This window comes from Micromonospora sp. NPDC092111 (genome assembly GCF_044755745.1).
In the GTDB taxonomy this organism is placed as follows: domain Bacteria; phylum Actinomycetota; class Actinomycetes; order Mycobacteriales; family Micromonosporaceae; genus Micromonospora.
In genome coordinates this window covers 213069-229885 of the sequence record NZ_JBIVRQ010000001.1, presented here as the reverse complement: position 1 = coordinate 229885, position 16817 = coordinate 213069, and the positions used below count along the sequence as shown (strand labels likewise).

At 73.9% G+C, this 16817-nt stretch carries 17 protein-coding genes; 8 read left to right on the top strand and 9 right to left on the bottom strand.

Annotated elements, in window-relative coordinates; all coding sequences use genetic code 11:
• Positions 1-28: 28 nt before the first annotated feature.
• The 6 genes from ACIQG9_RS01020 to ACIQG9_RS00995 all read right to left on the bottom strand — a co-directional run bounded on the left by ACIQG9_RS01020 (position 29) and on the right by ACIQG9_RS00995 (position 4814).
• Positions 29-538, bottom strand: a complete 510-nt coding sequence (locus ACIQG9_RS01020) for an NUDIX domain-containing protein (RefSeq protein ID WP_400396908.1) — start codon at positions 536-538, stop codon at positions 29-31.
• A gap of 258 nt (positions 539-796) precedes the next feature.
• Positions 797-1438 carry an SRPBCC family protein gene (locus ACIQG9_RS01015; RefSeq protein WP_400396906.1) on the bottom strand — a complete coding sequence of 214 codons (642 nt, stop codon included), beginning with the start codon at positions 1436-1438 and terminating at the stop codon, positions 797-799.
• Positions 1435-1806, bottom strand: coding sequence for an ArsR/SmtB family transcription factor (locus ACIQG9_RS01010; RefSeq protein ID WP_400396903.1), 372 nt, complete (start codon positions 1804-1806; stop codon positions 1435-1437). The genes ACIQG9_RS01015 and ACIQG9_RS01010 overlap by 4 nt, the downstream gene beginning before the upstream one ends.
• A gap of 35 nt (positions 1807-1841) precedes the next feature.
• Positions 1842-2510, bottom strand: a complete 669-nt coding sequence (locus tag ACIQG9_RS01005) for a peptidoglycan recognition family protein (protein ID WP_400396901.1) — start codon at positions 2508-2510, stop codon at positions 1842-1844.
• A 68-nt stretch (positions 2511-2578) separates the two neighbouring features.
• Complete coding sequence (locus tag ACIQG9_RS01000) at positions 2579-3310, bottom strand: lysozyme (protein WP_400396898.1); 732 nt, start codon at positions 3308-3310, stop codon at positions 2579-2581.
• Between the two features lie 253 nt (positions 3311-3563).
• Positions 3564-4814, bottom strand: coding sequence for a flavin monoamine oxidase family protein (locus ACIQG9_RS00995; RefSeq protein WP_400396896.1), 1251 nt, complete (start codon positions 4812-4814; stop codon positions 3564-3566).
• 887 nt (positions 4815-5701) lie between these two features.
• Here ACIQG9_RS00995 and ACIQG9_RS00990 point away from each other — a divergent pair.
• Positions 5702-6469, top strand: coding sequence for a DUF559 domain-containing protein (locus tag ACIQG9_RS00990; protein ID WP_400396893.1), 768 nt, complete (start codon positions 5702-5704; stop codon positions 6467-6469).
• 327 nt (positions 6470-6796) lie between these two features.
• Here ACIQG9_RS00990 and ACIQG9_RS00985 read toward each other — a convergent pair whose 3' ends face one another.
• Complete coding sequence (locus ACIQG9_RS00985) at positions 6797-7243, bottom strand: MarR family winged helix-turn-helix transcriptional regulator (protein ID WP_400396890.1); 447 nt, start codon at positions 7241-7243, stop codon at positions 6797-6799.
• Between the two features lie 89 nt (positions 7244-7332).
• Here ACIQG9_RS00985 and ACIQG9_RS00980 point away from each other — a divergent pair, with 89 nt between their 5' ends.
• From ACIQG9_RS00980 to ACIQG9_RS00955, 6 genes are all read left to right on the top strand, one after another.
• On the top strand, positions 7333-9135 hold the full coding sequence (locus ACIQG9_RS00980; protein ID WP_400396887.1) for an ABC transporter ATP-binding protein: 1803 nt from the start codon (positions 7333-7335) through the stop codon (positions 9133-9135).
• Positions 9136-9212: 77 nt separating this feature from the next.
• Complete coding sequence (locus ACIQG9_RS00975) at positions 9213-9899, top strand: VOC family protein (RefSeq protein WP_400396884.1); 687 nt, start codon at positions 9213-9215, stop codon at positions 9897-9899.
• Between the two features lie 138 nt (positions 9900-10037).
• Positions 10038-10892 carry a hypothetical protein gene (locus tag ACIQG9_RS00970; RefSeq protein ID WP_400396881.1) on the top strand — a complete coding sequence of 285 codons (855 nt, stop codon included), beginning with the start codon at positions 10038-10040 and terminating at the stop codon, positions 10890-10892.
• A gap of 249 nt (positions 10893-11141) precedes the next feature.
• Positions 11142-12383 carry a cellulose-binding domain-containing protein gene (locus ACIQG9_RS00965; protein ID WP_400396878.1) on the top strand — a complete coding sequence of 414 codons (1242 nt, stop codon included), beginning with the start codon at positions 11142-11144 and terminating at the stop codon, positions 12381-12383.
• 257 nt (positions 12384-12640) lie between these two features.
• The gene (locus tag ACIQG9_RS00960) at positions 12641-13090 is read left to right on the top strand and encodes a ribonuclease domain-containing protein (RefSeq protein WP_400396875.1); all 450 of its coding nucleotides are present in this window, start codon (positions 12641-12643) and stop codon (positions 13088-13090) included.
• Positions 13091-13151: 61 nt separating this feature from the next.
• Positions 13152-13592 carry a barstar family protein gene (locus ACIQG9_RS00955; protein ID WP_400396872.1) on the top strand — a complete coding sequence of 147 codons (441 nt, stop codon included), beginning with the start codon at positions 13152-13154 and terminating at the stop codon, positions 13590-13592.
• A gap of 139 nt (positions 13593-13731) precedes the next feature.
• Here the strand turns inward: ACIQG9_RS00955 and ACIQG9_RS00950 are convergent, their stop codons facing one another.
• Complete coding sequence (locus ACIQG9_RS00950) at positions 13732-14448, bottom strand: HD domain-containing protein (protein ID WP_400396870.1); 717 nt, start codon at positions 14446-14448, stop codon at positions 13732-13734.
• Between the two features lie 225 nt (positions 14449-14673).
• Here ACIQG9_RS00950 and ACIQG9_RS00945 point away from each other — a divergent pair, with 225 nt between their 5' ends.
• Complete coding sequence (locus ACIQG9_RS00945) at positions 14674-15294, top strand: DedA family protein (protein WP_400396867.1); 621 nt, start codon at positions 14674-14676, stop codon at positions 15292-15294.
• Positions 15295-15408: 114 nt separating this feature from the next.
• On the opposite strand, the gene ACIQG9_RS00940 is transcribed toward ACIQG9_RS00945, so the two are convergent.
• A complete protein-coding gene (locus ACIQG9_RS00940; RefSeq protein ID WP_400396864.1) occupies positions 15409-16767 on the bottom strand; it encodes a polysaccharide lyase family 1 protein in 1359 nt (452 codons plus the stop codon).
• Between the last annotated feature and the right edge of the window lie 50 nt (positions 16768-16817).

The following is a 16817-nucleotide window of genomic DNA, read 5'->3' as shown; positions in this document are numbered from 1 at the left end:
CCCGGCGGCGACCAGGCCCGGCTGCTGGTCAGGGGTGGCGGGCGAAGAAGTCGGCCATCGCCCGGGTGTGGGTGGAGAAGGCCAGCTCGACCGGCTCGGTGAGGACCAGCCACTCGGTGGCCTCCTCGGTGGGCGCCGACGGCGGCAGCCCCGCCGCCGGCCGCTCCGGCAGCTCACCGAAGATCATCATGGTGCCGCCGTGCGGGGACCCGTGCACCGCGAACAGCCGCGCCCGCTCCGCCTCGTCGACCAGCCCGGTCTCCTCGCGCAGCTCCCGTACCAGTGCCTCGGACCACTCCTCGCCGTACTCGACGAAGCCGCCGGGGAGCGCGAGCAGCCCCCGCGCCGGCTCGATGTTCCGGCGGACCACCACCAGGCCGAGGCCGGCGTCGGTGCGTACCGGCAGCAGCGCCACCGCGACCGGCGTCGGGTTGCGCCACACCAGCTCCCCGCAGACCGCGCAGACCCGGGGCCAGCCGGCGCCCGCCGGGTAGGCCGCGCCGCAGGAGGAGCAGTGCGAGTACGGAGAGCCGGTCATGCCGCCGCACGTTACCGCCCCGGGTGGCGGTGCGCTCCGGGCAGGCCGGCCGGCGGCGCGTGCCGTCCGGGGTGAGGTACGGGCTGGCGGTGAACTCCGGACCGCCCGCACGCGCGGCGAGCAGCCCCGGTTCGTCCGCGCGTGGCTCCGCCCGGTCGGCCCGGCGCGGGAAGCCGGCCACCTGGTCGGGGCGACGTCGTACTCGGCGGTGGTGAGCAGCCGGGCGGCCTTCCGGTGCGCGGCGAGCGGGCACCTGGGTCAGTCGGCCGGTGCGCCGGTGTAGGCGGCGATGGTCCGGCCGGCGGCGGCCCGCGCGACCTCCGGGTCGGTGCCGCTGGCGATGTCGGCCTCGGCCCAGTGCTGGCCGCTCAGCGTCACGAAGCGCCGGCCCTCGTCGGAGCCCATCCACTCGGCGGCCGCCGCCCGGTCGACGGGAGCGCCACCGGTGGACAGGTGGATGGCGAGGCCGACCAGCCCCATGTCCCAGCCGACGCCGACGGCGCCCGGCCCGTACTCGGTCCAGCGCGCGTCGTCGACGTGCGCGATGTGTTCCAGGGTGAACCGGGTCCGCCCGTCGTCCTCGGGGCTCAGCCGCACCTCGACCCAGCTGATCTCGTCGCCCATCTCCCAGGTGGCGGCGAAGCTCTTCGGCGGATCGCAGCGCTCGACCGTGCCGCCCGCGTTGCCCTCGAACTGGTATCGGCCGTGCAGTCGCAGGTCGCCGGAGACGGGCAGGAACCAGCGCGGGATGCGTTCGGCACTGGTGCAGGCGTCCCAGAGGTCGTCCAGCGTCGTGTCGTACGTCTGGCTGATGGTCAGTACGCGTGCCTCGCCGGCCTCCAGAATGCGGGTGCCGATGGTCCGTCGTACGGCGTTGATCTGGTGGGTGGTCTCGATCATGGTGTGCTCCTGTCCTGGGTCGGGTCGTCCGTCGTGCGGTGCGTCCGCCGTTCGCGCCGACCTCGGGCCAGTTCGGTGGCGAGGGCGTCCAGCGCCGGTGTCCAGAACCGGCGGAACCCCTCCAGCCACTGGTCGACCTCCCGCAGCGGGGCCGGGTCGACCGTGTAGAGCCGCCGGGAGCCCTGCGGGCGCACGGTGGCGAAGCCGCTGTCCCGCAGCACCCTGAGGTGCTGGGAGACGGCGGGCTGGGAGATGCCGAACTCGTCCTGGATGACCGCGCAGACCCCGCCGGCGCTCCGCTCGCCCTGCGCGAGCAGTTCGAGGATGCGCCGGCGCACCGGGTCGCCGAGGACGTCGAAGGCGTGCACGGACCCTTTGTATCAGGACGGGCTTATATAAGCAATCAGCCCAGGCGGGCGGCGACGGCGGAGCGCAGCTCGGGCAGTCGGTCGTGCAGCAGGCCGGGGCACTGGGTGTCGTTGAAGTCCTTGTGGCCGTAGATCTGGGTGGCCGGGATGCCGTACTGCTGGCAGGTGAACGCGCAGAAGGTGATCAGGCTGTTCCAGAGCGCCTGCGGCGGCTGTACGTCGAGGTAGATGCCGTCGTTCTCGATGCCGATCGCCTGGCTGTTCTGCCCCACGCAGTGCGCGCCCTGCACCATGGTCTGCCCGTGCAGCAGCGCGTAGAGGCTGCCGTGCCGGCCCTCGGTGAGGTACCCGCCCCGGCTGTTGGTGAAGTGCTGCCCGGAGTCCAGCCAGCCGTTGCCGTCCATGTGCAGGTCCTGGATCTCCCGGGAGTTGGCGTATGCCTGGGCCAGGCTGTAGTCGGTCGAGTTCGGGAACGCCGTGTGGTGAATGATGATTTTGTTGGGGCGGCTCTGCACCAGGCTGACCGGCGACGAGGGTGGCCGCGCGCCCCAGGTGGCGCAGTTGGCGATGACCGGCTGGTCGATCTGGGCGGCGACGGCCCGGGCCGGGAGGTCGCCGCCCGGGGCGAGGGCGGTGGCGCCGGCGGCGGCGCCGAGCAGGACCGCGCCGCGCAGCACGCTCCGGCGGGACACGGGTACGGACATGGCGGACTCCTCGGGGGAGGGGACGTGCCGGCGGCGGGCCGGGAGCGGCCCGCCGCCGGTCGGGACGGTCAGCAGGTGCCGTTACAGGCCAGCACCTTCAGTCGGTCGAGGGTGCCGTTCCAGACGTTCTGGTCACCCGGGAAGGTGCCCGACGACGCCCACTGCCAGAACGAGTACGTCGACCAGCCGGCCGGCAGGGTGCCCACCGTGCCGGCGTACCGGGCGATCCAGAGCGGGTTGTTCGCGGCGAACCCGCTGTAGTTGCCGGTGCAGGTGGTCCACCAGTCGGTGGTGGTGTAGATCGTCGCCCAGCGCCCGGTGCGGGCGTGGTACTGGTTGACGAACGACGCGATCCAGCTACGCATCGCGCTCTGGCTCAGCCCGTAACAGGTCGCGCCGTACGGGTTGTACTCGATGTCCAGCGCGCCGGGCAGGGTCTTGCCGTCCTTGGACCAGCCGCCGCCGTGGTCGACGAAGTAGTTGGCCTGGGTGGCGCCGGTCGTGGTGTCCGGGCGGGCGAAGTGGTACGCGCCCCGGATCATCCCGACGTTGTAGGAGCCGTTGTACTGCTGGGCGAAGTACGCGTTGGTGTAGTACGTGCCCTCGGTGGCCTTGACGTAGGCGAACCGGGCGCCGTTGTTCCAGGCGGCGGACCAGTTGACGTTGCCCTGGTAGCTGGAGACGTCCATGCCGGCCAGGCCGGCCGGGGCGGCGGCGGCCGGAGCCGCGCCGAGGGTGGCGCTGGCGACCAGTGTGGCGGTCGCCAGCAGTGCGGCTGCTGCCGCGCGGAGACGGTTCATCTTTCCTCCCTGAGGGGTTGCCGCGGGGGCGGCGGGAGCGGCGAAAGGAACTGTCAGGTATTAGGTCACGGGTGGAGAAACTTTTCAATAGATACAGGCAAAATTATCTATAGAACCAGGTGGGTGCGGTGCGGGTCGACTCGACTGCTCAGCCGGCCGGCCCGGCCAGCACCTCGGCTGCCCTCCGCTCGCCGGCCAGCACCTCGGCTGCCGCCCGTTCGCCGGCCAGCACCGCACCCTCCAGGTAGCCGGCTCACCGGGTCGCCGTCTCGGTCCCGGCCCAGTGCACCCGCCCCACCGGGCGGCGCAGCTCCGGCCCGTGGTCCACCCACGAACCCGGGATCAGCATCCCGCAGAAGCAACCCCTGGTCCACTCGTCGGCCGACCAGTCGTACTCGACCAGGTCGTCGGGCTCGGCGGCGGCCGGGCCGACCAGGTCCGCCAGCGCGGCCAGCACCGTCGCACGGCGCGCCTCCGGGGACAGCCGGCGCAGCTCGCGGGCCGGCCCGCCGTAGCTGAACGCGGTGAGCACCCCGCGCGGCGAGTCCGGCGTGGAGTTGTCCACCGTCTCGGTGACCGGCCCCTCGGCCGCGGTGGTCACCCCGGACCGGCCGCCGGCCCGCCAGAACGGCTCCGGGTAGACCGCGTGCAGCTTCAGCGCCGACCCCATCGGCATCCGCTGGGTCAACCCGTCGCGCAGCGGGGGCAGCGCCGGGGCGTACCCGATCCGGCCGGCCAGCGCCGGCGCCACCGCCACCACCACGGCCCGGTACCCGCCGCCATCGGTGTACGCCACCGCACCGAGGCCGTCCTGGTGGATCGACCGCACCGGCGCCCCGCACACCACCGTCCCCGGTGGCAGCGCCGCCGCCATCCGGTCGGCCAACGCGGCCGGGCCGCCGACGATCCGGTCCTGCTGCGCCCCGCCGGCCATCCCCAGCAGCAACCCGCTGCCACCGCCGCTGCGCAGGTAGAACAGCATCTGCAACAGCGACACCCCGTCCGGGTCCGCCGCGAGCAGCCCACCGGCGAGCAGCCGCCCGACGTACCGGGCGGTCACCGGGTCGGGCGCGGCGGTGGCCAGCCACCCGCCGAGGGTGAGCCGGTCCCACTCGGCCGCCCGCGCCGCCCGCCACGGGGCCGCCGGATCCACCTCGACGGCGAACGCGTCCAGCAGGGCGACCAGGCGTTGCGCCGACTCCGGCGGGGCGTCCCGCAGCCGGCCGTCCCAGCGCACCACCGGTGCGCCGTACGCGGCCGACGGGAAGGTCGCCAGGCCGTGCGCGGCCACCAGCGCGGCCATCCGGTCCTGGGTCGGGCCGATCCACTGCGCGCCCAGGTCCAGCGGGGTGCCGTCGGCCAACCGTCGGGTGAGCACCCGCCCGCCGACCCGGCCCCGCGCCTCCAGCACCCGCACCCGGGCCCCGTCCCGGTGCAGCGCCGACGCGGCGGCGAGCCCGGAGAACCCGCCGCCGACCACCACCACCCGCACGCCGCCGCGCATACCCCGACCCGGTCCGGCTACGCGTCCACCCTCGCGCGGGCCGGCCGCGCCCGACCCCGCCACCCCCGACCCGCCTCTGCCGACCCCGCCACCCCCAACCCTGCCTCTGCCGACGGGACCCGCCCCGGCGGCGTGCCGATCTCCACCGCCGTTACGACGAGTGGGCCGCCACCGATGACCTGGACTCGAAGGTGGCCACCAGCCGCGCTGCTCCGTGCTGCGCCCTGCTGCTCCGTCCTGCTCCGCGCTGCGCTGCTCCGTGCTGTGCTGCGCTGCTCCGTGCTGTGCTGCGCTGCTCCGCTCTGCTCTGCGCTTATTTTGAGCCGCCGTCCTCCAGTGATCGGGTGACGATTTCCTGGGCCTGTTCCCGGCGTGTTGACTCGGGATTGCCCACTCGATCATGGCTGCCGCCATAGCAGACGAGGTGGGGATGGGTGGGTTGTCCACAGGGGGTGGGGTTGTCCACAGGGGATGGGCGGCGGGGCGGGGTGGGAGGTTGGGTGGCGGGTGTGCATGCGGTGTTGGGGGAACTGGTGAGTCGGGGTGGCGGGTTGGTGACCCGTGCGGTGGCGGCTCAGGTCGTGCCGAGGTGGGTGTGGTGGGACGCGTGCCGGGCGGGAGAGCTGCGTCGGGTGTTGCCCGGGGTCTACGTCGACGTCGCGCTGCTCAGGGGCGGCGCGGAGCGGGAAGCATCGGGAGGCGTCGGGGCGGGTTCGGGGGTGGGAGCGGGTCCGGTTTCGGGGGTGGGTCCGGGTCTGGGTTCGGCTTCGGGAGTGGCTTTGGAGGTGGCTTCGGGGGTGGCTTCGGGAGTGGCTTTGGAGGTGGCTTCGGAGGCGGGTTCAGCAGGGGCATTGGGGGCGGGTTCAGCTTTCGGGGTGGGGGCGGGGGTGTTGGGGCGGCTCGGGTTGGGGGTGCGTCGGCGCGCCGCGCTGGCCTGGGCCGACGGGAGGGCGGCGCTGGGCAGCGTCAGCGCGCTCGACGTGTGGGGGCTGCGCCGGCAGCCCGACAACGAGCCCGTGCACCTGGACGTGCCGCGCGACTCGGCGCTCCGCTCCCGGCCGTACCTTGTCGTGCACCACCGCCACGGCTTCACGGCGGGGCCGCCGGAGGCGGTCGTCCGGTCGGGTGTGCCCGTGGTGCGGTTGGAGCGGGCGTTGGTCGACGCCTGGCCGCTGCTGCCGCCCGCCGACCGTTCCGCGCCCGTGATCAGGGCCGTCAACGACCGGTTCACCACACCGGGGCGGGTCGAGGCCGCCCTCGCCGCCGCGCCGAAGCTCGGCGGCCGGGCGCAACTGCGTACCCTGCTCGACCGGCTCGCCGACGGCTGCCGGAGCCCGCTGGAGATCTGGGGACACGATCACGTCTTCACCGGCCCGGGTCTGCCTCCGTTCCACCGACAGGTCCGGATCGTCGTCGGCCGTCGCACCATGTATCTCGACGTGTACGCCGAGCGGGAGCGGGTCGACTTCGAGCTGGACGGTACGACGAGCCACGGCGACCGCCGCCAGCGCGAGATCGATCTGCGCCGGGACGCGTTGCTCGCCACCGCCGGCATCCTCGTGGTCCGCTTCGCCCACCACCGGCTGGTGTACGAGACCGACGCGGTCCGGCACGAGGTCCGGGCGATCCTGGCCAGCCGCCGCGCGCCAGGCTGAGCGGGGGAGCCCGCGCCGGGCCCGATAAGCGGTGCAACGGGCTGAGGGGCGGGCGGTGCAACGGGCTGAGGGGCGGGCGGTGCAACGGGCTGAGGAGCGAGCGGTGTGCCGTGCTGAGTGAGGGCGGTTCGTCGGGCTGAGTGAGGGGTTCGTCGGGCTCAGTGGCGTGTGGGGTCGGACGTCGGGGCGGTGCGTCGGGCTGGAGGTCGGCTGAGTGGCGGGGTCAGCCGCGCAGGGTACTCAAGGTGCGGGTGAGGTCGGCTGAGCGGAGGGGGTCAGTCGCGCAGGCTACGCACGATGCGGTGAGTTCGGCTGGGCGGCGGTGGGTCAGTCGCGCAGGGTACGCAGGATGCGGGTGAGGTCGGCGTGGTCGGTGGGGGAGAGGTGTCCGAAGAAGCGAATCGCCTCGGCGTTGCGGGCCGCCCGGATGGCCTCGCCGACCCGGGTGCCCTCGTCGGTCGGCCCGACCAGGGTCGCGCGCCGGTCGGCCGGGTCGGGCCGGCGCGCGACGAGCCCGCGTTCCTCCAGGCCGTCAACCACCTCGGTGGTGGAGCGGGGCGCGATGTGCAGGTGGTCGGCGAGCGCGCTGAGCCGCATCGGGCCGTGCCGGGTGAGCACCGCGAGGGCGCGGGCGTGTCCGGGGTTGACCTCCCACGGTTCGAGGGTGCGCCGGGACTGGTGGCGCAGCCGGCGGGCCACCGCCCAGAACAGCTCCGCCAGGCTCTCCTCGGACGCGCCGGGTTCCTCGCCGGGCACGGGAATCTCGCCGGTCACGGGAATACGGTAGCAGAACTCCCTGTTGCTACCTCACGATGAGGTAACCTCAGCAATGGTCCATCGTCCCCCGACGGAAGAGGAACCCCTTGGACACCACCCCCACCCACCGGGAGGGCCGCGGCGGCGCCCCCCGGCGTGCCAGTGCCGCCGAGAAGGCCCAGGCCCGGGAGGTCTCGCTGCGCCGCATCGGCCGGCTCTTCACCGCGTACCGTGGGCAGCTCACCGCGGTCACCGCGATCATCGTGGTCTCCTCGGTGCTCGCGATGGCCTCGCCGTTCCTGCTCCGCGCCGTGATCGACCGCGCCCTGCCGGAGCGCGACCTGACCCTGCTGGTCTGGCTGGTCGTCGGCATGGTCGCGGTGGCCGCCGTGACCGCCGTGCTCGGCGTGGTGCAGACCTGGATCTCCACCCGGGTCGGGCAGTTGGTCATGCACCGGCTGCGCACCGACGTCTTCGCCCACCTGCACCGGCAGTCGATCGCGTTCTTCACCCGGACCCGCACCGGCGAGGTGCAGTCGAGGATCACCAACGACATCGGCGGCATGCAGACCGTCGTCACCTCCACCGCCACCTCGATCGCGTCCAACCTGACCACGGTGGTGGCCACCCTGGTCGCCATGGTGGCGCTCTCCTGGCGGCTCACCCTGGTCTCGCTGGTGGTGCTGCCCCCGGCCATCTGGCTCACCCGCCGGGTCGCCGCCATGCGCCGCGAGATCACCGCCCAGCGCCAACGCGAGCTGGCCGACCTCAACGTCACCATCGAGGAGGGGCTGTCGATCAGCGGCGTACAGCTCAGCAAGACCCTCGGCGCGGGCGGCGCGCTCACCGACCGGTTCACCGCCTCGTCGGCCCGGCTGGTCGACCTGGAGCTGCGCTCCGAGCTGGCCGGTCGTTGGCGGATGGCCACGATGACCGTCATCTTCGCCGCCATCCCGGCCGTCATCTACCTCGGCGCCGGCCTGCCCGGCACCGCCGGCACGCTCAGCATCGGCACCCTGGTCGCCTTCACCGCCCTCCAGGGCGGGCTGTTCCGGCCGCTGATGGGGCTGCTCAACGTCGGCGTCACGCTGACCGCCTCGCTGGCGCTGTTCGCCCGCATCTTCGAGTACCTGGACCTCCCGGTGGAGGTGGACGACCCGGCCCGGCCGGTCGTGATCGACCCGACCCGGGTCCGCGGCCACCTGCGCGTCGAGGATGTCACCTTCAGCTACCCGGGCAGCGACACCGCCGCCGTCGCCGGCGTCACCCTGGACGTCCCGGCCGGCACCAGTCTCGCCCTGGTCGGGGAGACCGGCTCCGGCAAGAGCACCCTCGCCGCCCTGGTCAGCCGGCTGCACGACCCGGACAGCGGACGGCTCACCGTGGACGGCGTCGACCTGCGTGACCTGCGGCTGACCGACCTGGCCGCCGTCGTGGGCGTGGTCAGCCAGGAGACCTACCTGCTGCACACCACCGTGCGGGAGAACCTCCGGTACGCCCGCCCCGACGCCACCGACGCCCAGCTCGAGGACGCGGCCCGGGCCGCCCGGATCCACGACCTCATCGCCGCCCTCCCCGACGGGTACGACACCGTGGTCGGCTCCCGGGGCCACCGCTTCTCCGGCGGCGAGAAGCAGCGCCTGGCCATCGCCCGTACGCTGCTGCGCGACCCGCGCATCCTGGTGCTCGACGAGGCCACCAGCGCGTTGGACACCGAGACCGAGCGGGCCGTCCAGCGGGCCTTCGACGCGCTCGCCGAGGGCCGTACGGTGATCACCATCGCGCACCGGCTCTCCACGGTCCGCCACGCCGACCAGATCGCGGTGGTCGACCACGGCCGGATCGTCGAGTACGGCACCCACGAGACCCTGCTGGCCCGCGCCGGCCGGTACGCCACGCTGGCGGCCTGACCAGGGTCGACGAGGTGGACGGAAAAACCTGATCTGGAAAACGTGAGTCGCTGATCATTCGTGGCTAGAGTGGCCCCGTGCAGAGTGGAGTGCAGGCCCAGGTGCCGGTGCTGTACGTCGCGGACGCCGACACCGCGCGACGGTTCTACGAGACCTTCGGCTACACCGAGACGCGCGGCGGGGGTGACCACGGGTCGCGCTGGTCGTACCTGCAGTGCGGGGAGTTGACCCTGCTGCTCGCCGCGGTCACCCCGCGCCTGGTCACCGTCGAACTACCCCTGCTGATCTACCTGTACGTGGAGGACCTGGCGGCGACGACCGAGCGGCTCACCGCCGCCGGGCACGCCGTCGAGCGGGCCGGCTACCCCGAGCACGCCCCCGGCGGCGAGTGCCGGGTCACCGACCCCGACGGCAACGTGGTGCTCTTCGGGCAGCGCCGGGCCGTACCGGAGCAGGCGCGGGTGCCGGAGTCCGGCAGCGAGGCCCGGTTCTCGCTGATCCGGGAGGCGGCCGAGGCGGTCGGGCGGCGCGGTGGCGCGCCCACCCGCTGCCAGATCGGCGGCCCGCGCGGCGAGTCCTGCCCCGAGCCGGCCGAGGTCAAGCTCGCCGACTCGTGGGGCGACACGGTGTGGGGCTGCATGGCGCACGCCGACGAGACGCTGCTCAATGCGCGCGGGGCGTTCCTGGCCAACGAGGACGGCATGGGGTTGGGACAGTTCCTGCGGGCCCGGCAGGGAGGTTCCAGCGCGGCGGCTGCCCGGTGATCAAGAGATTCGGGTCATCCGAAGGCGTGGTCCTGACGTAAACCTCTTGATCAACGTGTCGGCGTTTTTTACTCAGGGTGGCGTGGTGGGGGTGGAAATTGGTGGGAGCCGTCCGGTTTCCGGCTGCGTCAGAACGGTATGACGAATCTCCGAGGGATGTGGGTGGCGGTCGTACCGCTGCTCCTGCTCACGGCTGCCTGCGCCCAGCAGGGTGACCCGACCGGTGCGCCCGATGCCGCCGCACCTTCCTATCCTGACGACGTGGCGGTGCTGCGGATCGACTACACCGGCGGTTTCGTGACGCCGGAGACGGTGGCCACCCGGCTCCCCGGCGTCAGTGTCTACGGTGACGGCCGGGTGATCACCCAGGGGCCGGTCCCACTCAGCTATCCCGGCCCCGCCCTGCCCAACATCCAGGTCAGGACCATCGGTGCCGACGAGGTGGCGAAGCTGGTCGAGCAGGCCCGCGCCGCCGGGGTGGGCAGCACGGTCGACGTGGGCACCCCGTCGATCACGGACGTGACCACCACCCGGTTCACCGTTCGCGGCCCGGTCGGCACCGAGGAGTTGGAGGTCTACGCCCTCGCCGAGGCGACCGGCCCCGAGGCCGGGCTGACCGACCAGCAGCGCGCGGCCCGCGACAAGCTGCGCGCCTTCGCCGAGAAGCTGACCGACCCGGCGAACGCCGAGACGCAGCCCTACCAGCCGACCGTCATCGCGGCGGTGGCCCGGCCCTGGGTCGCCACCGGCGATGCTGCGAAGCAGCCCGAGGCGGCCTGGCCCGGCCCCGCGCTGCCCGGCACCAGCCTCGGCCAGAACCTCGACCTGGGCTGTGTGACGGTCACCGGTGCCGCCGTGCCGCAGGTGATGGCCGCCGCCGCCAAGGCCAACGCGGCAACCCCGTGGACCTCCGGCGGGAAGCGCTGGGTGGTCACCCTGCGGCCGCTGCTGCCCGACGAGACCGACTGCGCGAACCTCGCGGTCGGTCGCTGAGCCGGACGGCGAGGCTTCAGGGCCGAATGACGGGGGTCCGTCGAGGCTTGTAGACATCGGCGTACATCACTACATTGGTGCCGGGTGCCGTCGTGCCGCGATCCCACAAGGTCGCCGTCGGCGGCGGTAGGTCCGCCCGAGCCGGGCTGTGGTCGTCGTCCGCGTCGTCGCGCGTGACGACCCGCGGGCGTCAGCGCATGTCCGCGCCGCCGACGGCGTTCGGCGGCTCGCCGGAAGGACCCGCACACCATGCTTCTCCGTACCCGTCCCACCGCTGCCGTCGTGGCGGCGGCGACCCTGGTCGCCGCCGTGACGGTGGTCGGCGCGACCCTGGCCGCCGGCACCGCCTCGGCTGCCCAGGGCTGCCGGATCGACTACCTGCCCAACGAGTGGTCCGGCGGCTTCACCGCCAACGTCCGGGTCTCCCCGGGCGACACCGCGCTCACGAGCTGGACCGTCACCTGGTCCTACCCGGGCGGCCAGCGGATCACGGGCGGCTGGAACGCCCAGGTCAGCCAGGCCGGCACCGCCGTCACCGCCCGCAACGCCGCCTGGAACGGCAGCGTGCCGGCCGGTGGCTCCACCGAGTTCGGCGTCCAGGGCACCAGCACCTCCGGTGCCGCCGCCCCGACCGGCTTCGCCCTCAACGGCGTACCGTGCAACGGCGTCACGCCACCCCCGACCACCGCCCCGCCGACGACGCCCCCGCCGACGACGCCTCCACCCACCACGGCGCCGCCGACCACCCCACCGCCGACGACCCCACCGCCCACCACGCCGCCGCCCACGACGAACCCGCCGGCCGGGTGTGCGGGCGCGGTGCTCTGCGACGGGTTCGAGAACCAGGCCGGCGGAGCCCCGGCCGGCGACTGGAGCGTGGTCAACCCGGACTGCTCCGGCGCGGGCCGCGCGGCGGTGGACACGGCGACCACGCACGGCGGGAGCCGGTCGATCCGGATCGACGGCGCGGCCGGGTACTGCAACCACGTGTTCGTCCGGTCCAACCGGGACCTCAGCGGCGTGGGCACCCTCCGGTACGGCCGGCTCTGGGTACGTCACACCACCGCCCTGCCGGCGGCGCACGTCACCCTACTGGCCATGACCGACACCGCCGACGGCAACCGTGACCTGCGGATGGGCGGCCAGAACGGCGCGTTGCAGTGGAACCGCGCCTCCGACGACGCGACGCTGCCCGAGCAGAGCCCGGCCGGGGTGGCGCTGAGCGTGCCGCTGCCCACCGGTCGCTGGTCGTGCCTGGAGTTCATGGTCGACGGCGCGCAGGGGCAGTTGCGCACCTGGCTCGACGGTGCCGCCGTCACCGGACTGACCGCCGACGGCGTGGCCACCCACGACATCGACGGACAGTGGTACAACCGCACCTGGCGTCCCCGGCTGACCGACCTGAAGCTGGGCTGGGAGAGCTACGGCGACGGCGCGGACACCCTGTGGTTCGACGACGTCGCACTGGGCACCAGCCGGATCGGCTGCTGATCACCCCGGGACCGGGTGGCCCGCGGGTCGCCCGGTCCCGGGACGCCGGGCCGGCCCCGACGGCGGGGCGGATCGGTGCCGGCGGGACAGCCGCGCCACCTGACCATTCAGGTGGCGGTGGCGTCCCGATCATGGCGCGTTCATCCACGGTTGCCAGGCTGGGCTCTGGTCGGCGGGTCCCGTTCCCGCCAGAATGTGGCTGATCCGGAAACGATCCGGATCGATGTCATGTTGGCCCCCGCGACCCGGAGGACTCGTTGAGCACTCTCGCGCCCCCCGCCACCCCCGCCCACCGACTGCGCCGCCTGCTCGGCACGTTCGCGCTGCTGACCGCCATGGTCGCCGCAGCGCTGGTCGGGCCGTCCGTGGTGACCCCGAAGCTGACCGACTCCGCCTCCGCGGCGGTCTACAGCTCCTGCACGATGACCCGCTGCGCGGACGCCCGCAGCGCCCGTTCCGGCTGGTCCGCCAAGAGCTTCCCGACCAGCCGCGGCTGGTACAGCTGGAGCGGCGGGCTGTCGAACTTCGCCGGCGGCCGGTTCTACAACTACGAGGGCCAGCTTCCCACCAACGCCACCTACTACGAGTACGACGTCTACCCTCGGGTCTCCGGGGCGGCGCGGGACGCGTACCGCATCGTGGTGAACAAGAGCACCGGGGCGACCTGGTTCTCGCCCGACCACTACGCGAACTTCTACCGGATCTGACCGAGGCATACCGGGGCGGGCCGGTCCACCGGCCCGCCCCACCCGACCAGGAGGATGGACGATGACCGGACAGCGTCAACCGGCGTGGCTGCGGGTGACCGACGAGGCGGAGCCGTCGGGGCCCCCGACGCCGCCGGTCACCGTCGCCGGGGCGGCGGCCCGGACCCGTCCCGCGTTGTTCGACACGCTCGGCGACGCCCTCGACCTGCCCGGTCACTTCGGCCGCAACTGGGACGCGCTCGCCGACGTGTTGGCCGACCGGCTCGACGCCGGCCCGCTCACCCTGGAGGTGACCGACGCCGGGCTGCTGCTGGCCGACGAGCCGCCGGGACAGCTCGGCACCCTGCTCGACGTGGTCGGCGGGGTGGCCGCCGGTGCCCGGGAGCCGGTGCGCCTGGTGCTGCGGGACACCCCGGAGCGGCTGCCCGCCCTGCGGCACCGGCTCGCCGCCGTGCTCGGCGGTGGCGGCGTGGCCGTCCCACCCGGCGGCGCGGCCCGCTGACCGGCGGCGCGGGCCGCCGGCCTCGGGGCGCGGCCCGCGCCGTCTCGCGTCTCGCGTCGGCTCGTCGGGTGAGCCGTGCCCGGTGGGCGCCGGGCACCCACGGTCAGCCGGTGGCTGGCCGGACGTCTCGCCCGGCGGCTCAGTTGGGCTGGTCGAGGATGGCGCTGAACCGCTCCTCGGCCAGGTCGAGTTGGGCGAAGATGTGCCGCTTCACCGGTGCCGACAGCGGGGTGTCCGGCCGGGCGATCAGGTCGCGGAAGATCGGCACCAGCGGGCGGTACTTGGCGGCCGACCGGGCCACCTTCGGGCCGACGGCGTAGACCACCCCGACCCCGTTGTCGGTGAAGTCGGAAATCTTGATGACCCGGGCCCACGGCTCCCGGTCCAGGCTGGCGGCCACGTGCTCGCGGTACTGCACGTGCGGGTCCCGGTCCGGGGCGTACACCGGGTTGGTGACCGCGGCGACCAGGCGGGCGACCCGCGGCCCGAACCGGGTGGCCAGGGTGGCCAGCGCCGCCGCCGTGGGGTCGGCGGCCCCGGCGTCGGCCAGCTCGCCCGGATGGTCCTCCACCGCGTCGTGCAGCAGGCCGGCGACGACCACGTCGACGTCGCGCACCTGATAGTGGTGCATCATCCGGATCGCCACCCGGAGCAGGTGGTTGAGGTACGGCTCGCGCGACCGGCGGTCGTCGCGGTGCAGCTCGGCGGCCAGGTCGAGGGCGGCGGTGAGCCGGTCCCGGTCGGCCGGCGCGAAAGCCCGCAGCTCCAGCCGGAACCGGGCCAGCAGGCCGGGCTCACCGTGGATCTCGGTGATCGCGTGCATCGGCATGGAGGCGAGGTACGGCGGGAACTCCATGGCTTACCTTATAGCGGATCTTCACTGCGTCCGGGCCCCGCCGTCGGGCATGCGACCGGGTCGGCTCGTGCCGGAGAGGCCGTTGACCAGCCGAACCGTCGTCCGCGGCGGGGTGCCGACGAGTTGGCCTCGGCCACCATCCGCCGCGGAATGCCGGCCCGGCGGCGGGGTGCCGGCCGGGCCGGTTGGCGGGTGGCCGGGGGCGTCGCGGGTGACAATCAGCGGGTGGACCGGGTGCTCGGGGTGCTGGTGGCGCTGCCGCCCGTCCTGGTGCTGACCCTGGTCTTCGTGCTGCCCGCGCTGGAGGCGTCGACCTTCCTCGGGCTGCTCTTCCCGGGCGAGCTGGCCGTGCTGGTGGGCGGGGTGCTGGCGCAGGAGGGGCGGCTGCCGCTCTGGGCGGTCATGGTCGCCGCGCTGGCCGGGGCGGTGCTGGGCGACCAGACCGGGTACCTGGTGGGTCGCCGGTTCGGCCGCCGGCTGCTGGCCCGGGCACCGCGCCGGTTCGTCCGCGCCGGGGAGGTACGGCGGGCGCTGGACCTGCTCCGCCGCCGGGGCGCGGCGGTGGTGGTGTTCGGCCGCTGGGTGACGGCGCTGCGGGTGCTGGTGCCCGGCCTGGCCGGGATGACCGGCGTCCCGCACCGCACCTTCACGGTGGCGAACCTGACCGGCGGGTCGTTCTGGGCGGTGGCCGTCAGCCTGCTGGGCTACCTGGCCGGCGCGTCGTACCGGGTGCTGGAGCACCGGCTCGGCCTGGGTGGCGAGGTGGTGCTGGCGGTGGTGGTCGTGGTCGTGCTGGTACGGGTGTGGCGGGGCCGGCAGGCCACCCGCCGGGACCGGGCCGGTTGAGCGGCGCGGGACCTTTTGGGGTGGAGAACGGGGTGGGTGGGCCGCCGCGCGGAGCGCGGACGCGACGACCCACCTCCCGGGCGGGCCGGGGGACGGCCCGGCCCGCCCGGGGCTCTACAGCGGCAGCCGGTTGGCGCCGGCGAGCGCCCCGACCACGATCGGGACCAGCGGCGCGGGCAGCGCCCGGTGGGCGCGCCACGTCGGCGTCCAGCCGGCGTCGGCGCCCAGGTCGGGATCGTGGGTCGTGTTGTAGGCGGCCACCAGGTCCACCGGGCGGGGCCGGTCGCCGTCGGCACGCACCCAGTTGCCGCGAGCGGTGAGGGCGGTGCCGCCCCAGTCGTACAGCAGGTCGTCGGCGGTGATCCCGGCGCCGAGGGTGAAGTAGTTGTTCTCCACGTACGCGGCGGACTGCACCCCGACGCCGATCGCGTACTCGAAGTCGTCGCCGGCCAGCCGGTACCAGTTGTTGTAGACGTCGACCTGGCCGAAGCGGACCCGGGGCAGCCGCTGGAGCACCCTGTCGAAGAGGTTGTGGTGCAGCGTGACCTTGAGCCGGTCGACGTCCGGCCCGACGGTGTTGGACGAGCCGATCAGCATCAGCTTGTCCCGCCCGACGAACCGGTTGTACGAGGCGGTGACCAGGCTGGCGGTGTGGGTGACGTCCAGCGACCCGTCGTGCACCTGGTACGGCCGGCCGAAGTACACCGGCTGCCCGCTGTCCGGGTTGTCGCCGTCGGTGAAGGTGTTGTGGTCGACCCAGACGTGCTCGCTGCGGCGTACCGAGAGCTGGTCGTACTGGGAGTTCCAGTTGCCGGTCGCGCCGTCGGTGGGCGACCAGGCCGGGAAGCAGTCCCGGGCGTCGTCGAAGGTGAGGTTCCGGACGATGACGTTGCTGGCTCCGTCGAGCATCAGGGTCAGCCCGGTGAGGGTGGCCCCGCGCAGGCCGACGATGGTGGTGTTGGGGCCGACGTTGATCTGGGTCTGCTTCGTCTGGTTGGCCACCGAGCGGACCCGGGCGGCCTCCAGCGGCCCGGTCGGCGGCACCATGCCCCACACCGCCGGGTCGTACCCGGCCAGGTAGGCCGGCAGCGAGTACTCCGGGTCGGCCAGGTCGGTGCAGGCCCGCAGGCTGCCGTCGGCGGCCTCGAAGCCGTCGACGGTGCCGTCGACGACGATCACCTTGGGGGTGGCGTTGCCCCGGTTGGTGGCGTTGTCGCCACCCAGTGCGCGGACCAGGTCGGCCCGGCTGCGGACCAGGTGGACCTGGTCGTCGGTGGCCGTCGCCCCGCCGGTGGTGCCGGTCCCCTCGGCGGCCCAGCCGTCACCGGCGGGCAGGGTCTCCCGGGCCAGCGACGCGGCGGCCCGGGTGAGCCCGTCGCCGGCGGCGCCGGGCGCGGCGGACGCCGCCCCCGCGCCCGGCACCAGCAGGAGGGGGAGGGCGGCCAGGGCCGCCCCGAGAACTCGTGGACGCATATGACTCTCCGAAGTGTTCCGTCGGTACGGCGGACTCGGTGACCAGTACG

Excerpts from the sequence above, each read along its gene's own strand:
- ACIQG9_RS01020 (WP_400396908.1), bottom strand. The coding sequence starts at position 538 with ATGACCGGCTCTCCGTACTCGCACTGCTCCTCCTGCGGCGCGGCCTAC.
- ACIQG9_RS01015 (WP_400396906.1), bottom strand. The coding sequence starts at position 1,438 with ATGATCGAGACCACCCACCAGATCAACGCCGTACGACGGACCATCGGC.
- ACIQG9_RS01005 (WP_400396901.1), bottom strand. The coding sequence starts at position 2,510 with ATGTCCGTACCCGTGTCCCGCCGGAGCGTGCTGCGCGGCGCGGTCCTG.
- ACIQG9_RS01000 (WP_400396898.1), bottom strand. The coding sequence starts at position 3,310 with ATGAACCGTCTCCGCGCGGCAGCAGCCGCACTGCTGGCGACCGCCACA.
- ACIQG9_RS00995 (WP_400396896.1), bottom strand. The coding sequence starts at position 4,814 with ATGCGCGGCGGCGTGCGGGTGGTGGTGGTCGGCGGCGGGTTCTCCGGG.
- ACIQG9_RS00970 (WP_400396881.1), top strand. The coding sequence starts at position 10,038 with ATGACGAATCTCCGAGGGATGTGGGTGGCGGTCGTACCGCTGCTCCTG.
- ACIQG9_RS00965 (WP_400396878.1), top strand. The coding sequence starts at position 11,142 with ATGCTTCTCCGTACCCGTCCCACCGCTGCCGTCGTGGCGGCGGCGACC.
- ACIQG9_RS00955 (WP_400396872.1), top strand. The coding sequence starts at position 13,152 with ATGACCGGACAGCGTCAACCGGCGTGGCTGCGGGTGACCGACGAGGCG.
- ACIQG9_RS00950 (WP_400396870.1), bottom strand. The coding sequence starts at position 14,448 with ATGGAGTTCCCGCCGTACCTCGCCTCCATGCCGATGCACGCGATCACC.
- ACIQG9_RS00940 (WP_400396864.1), bottom strand. The coding sequence starts at position 16,767 with ATGCGTCCACGAGTTCTCGGGGCGGCCCTGGCCGCCCTCCCCCTCCTG.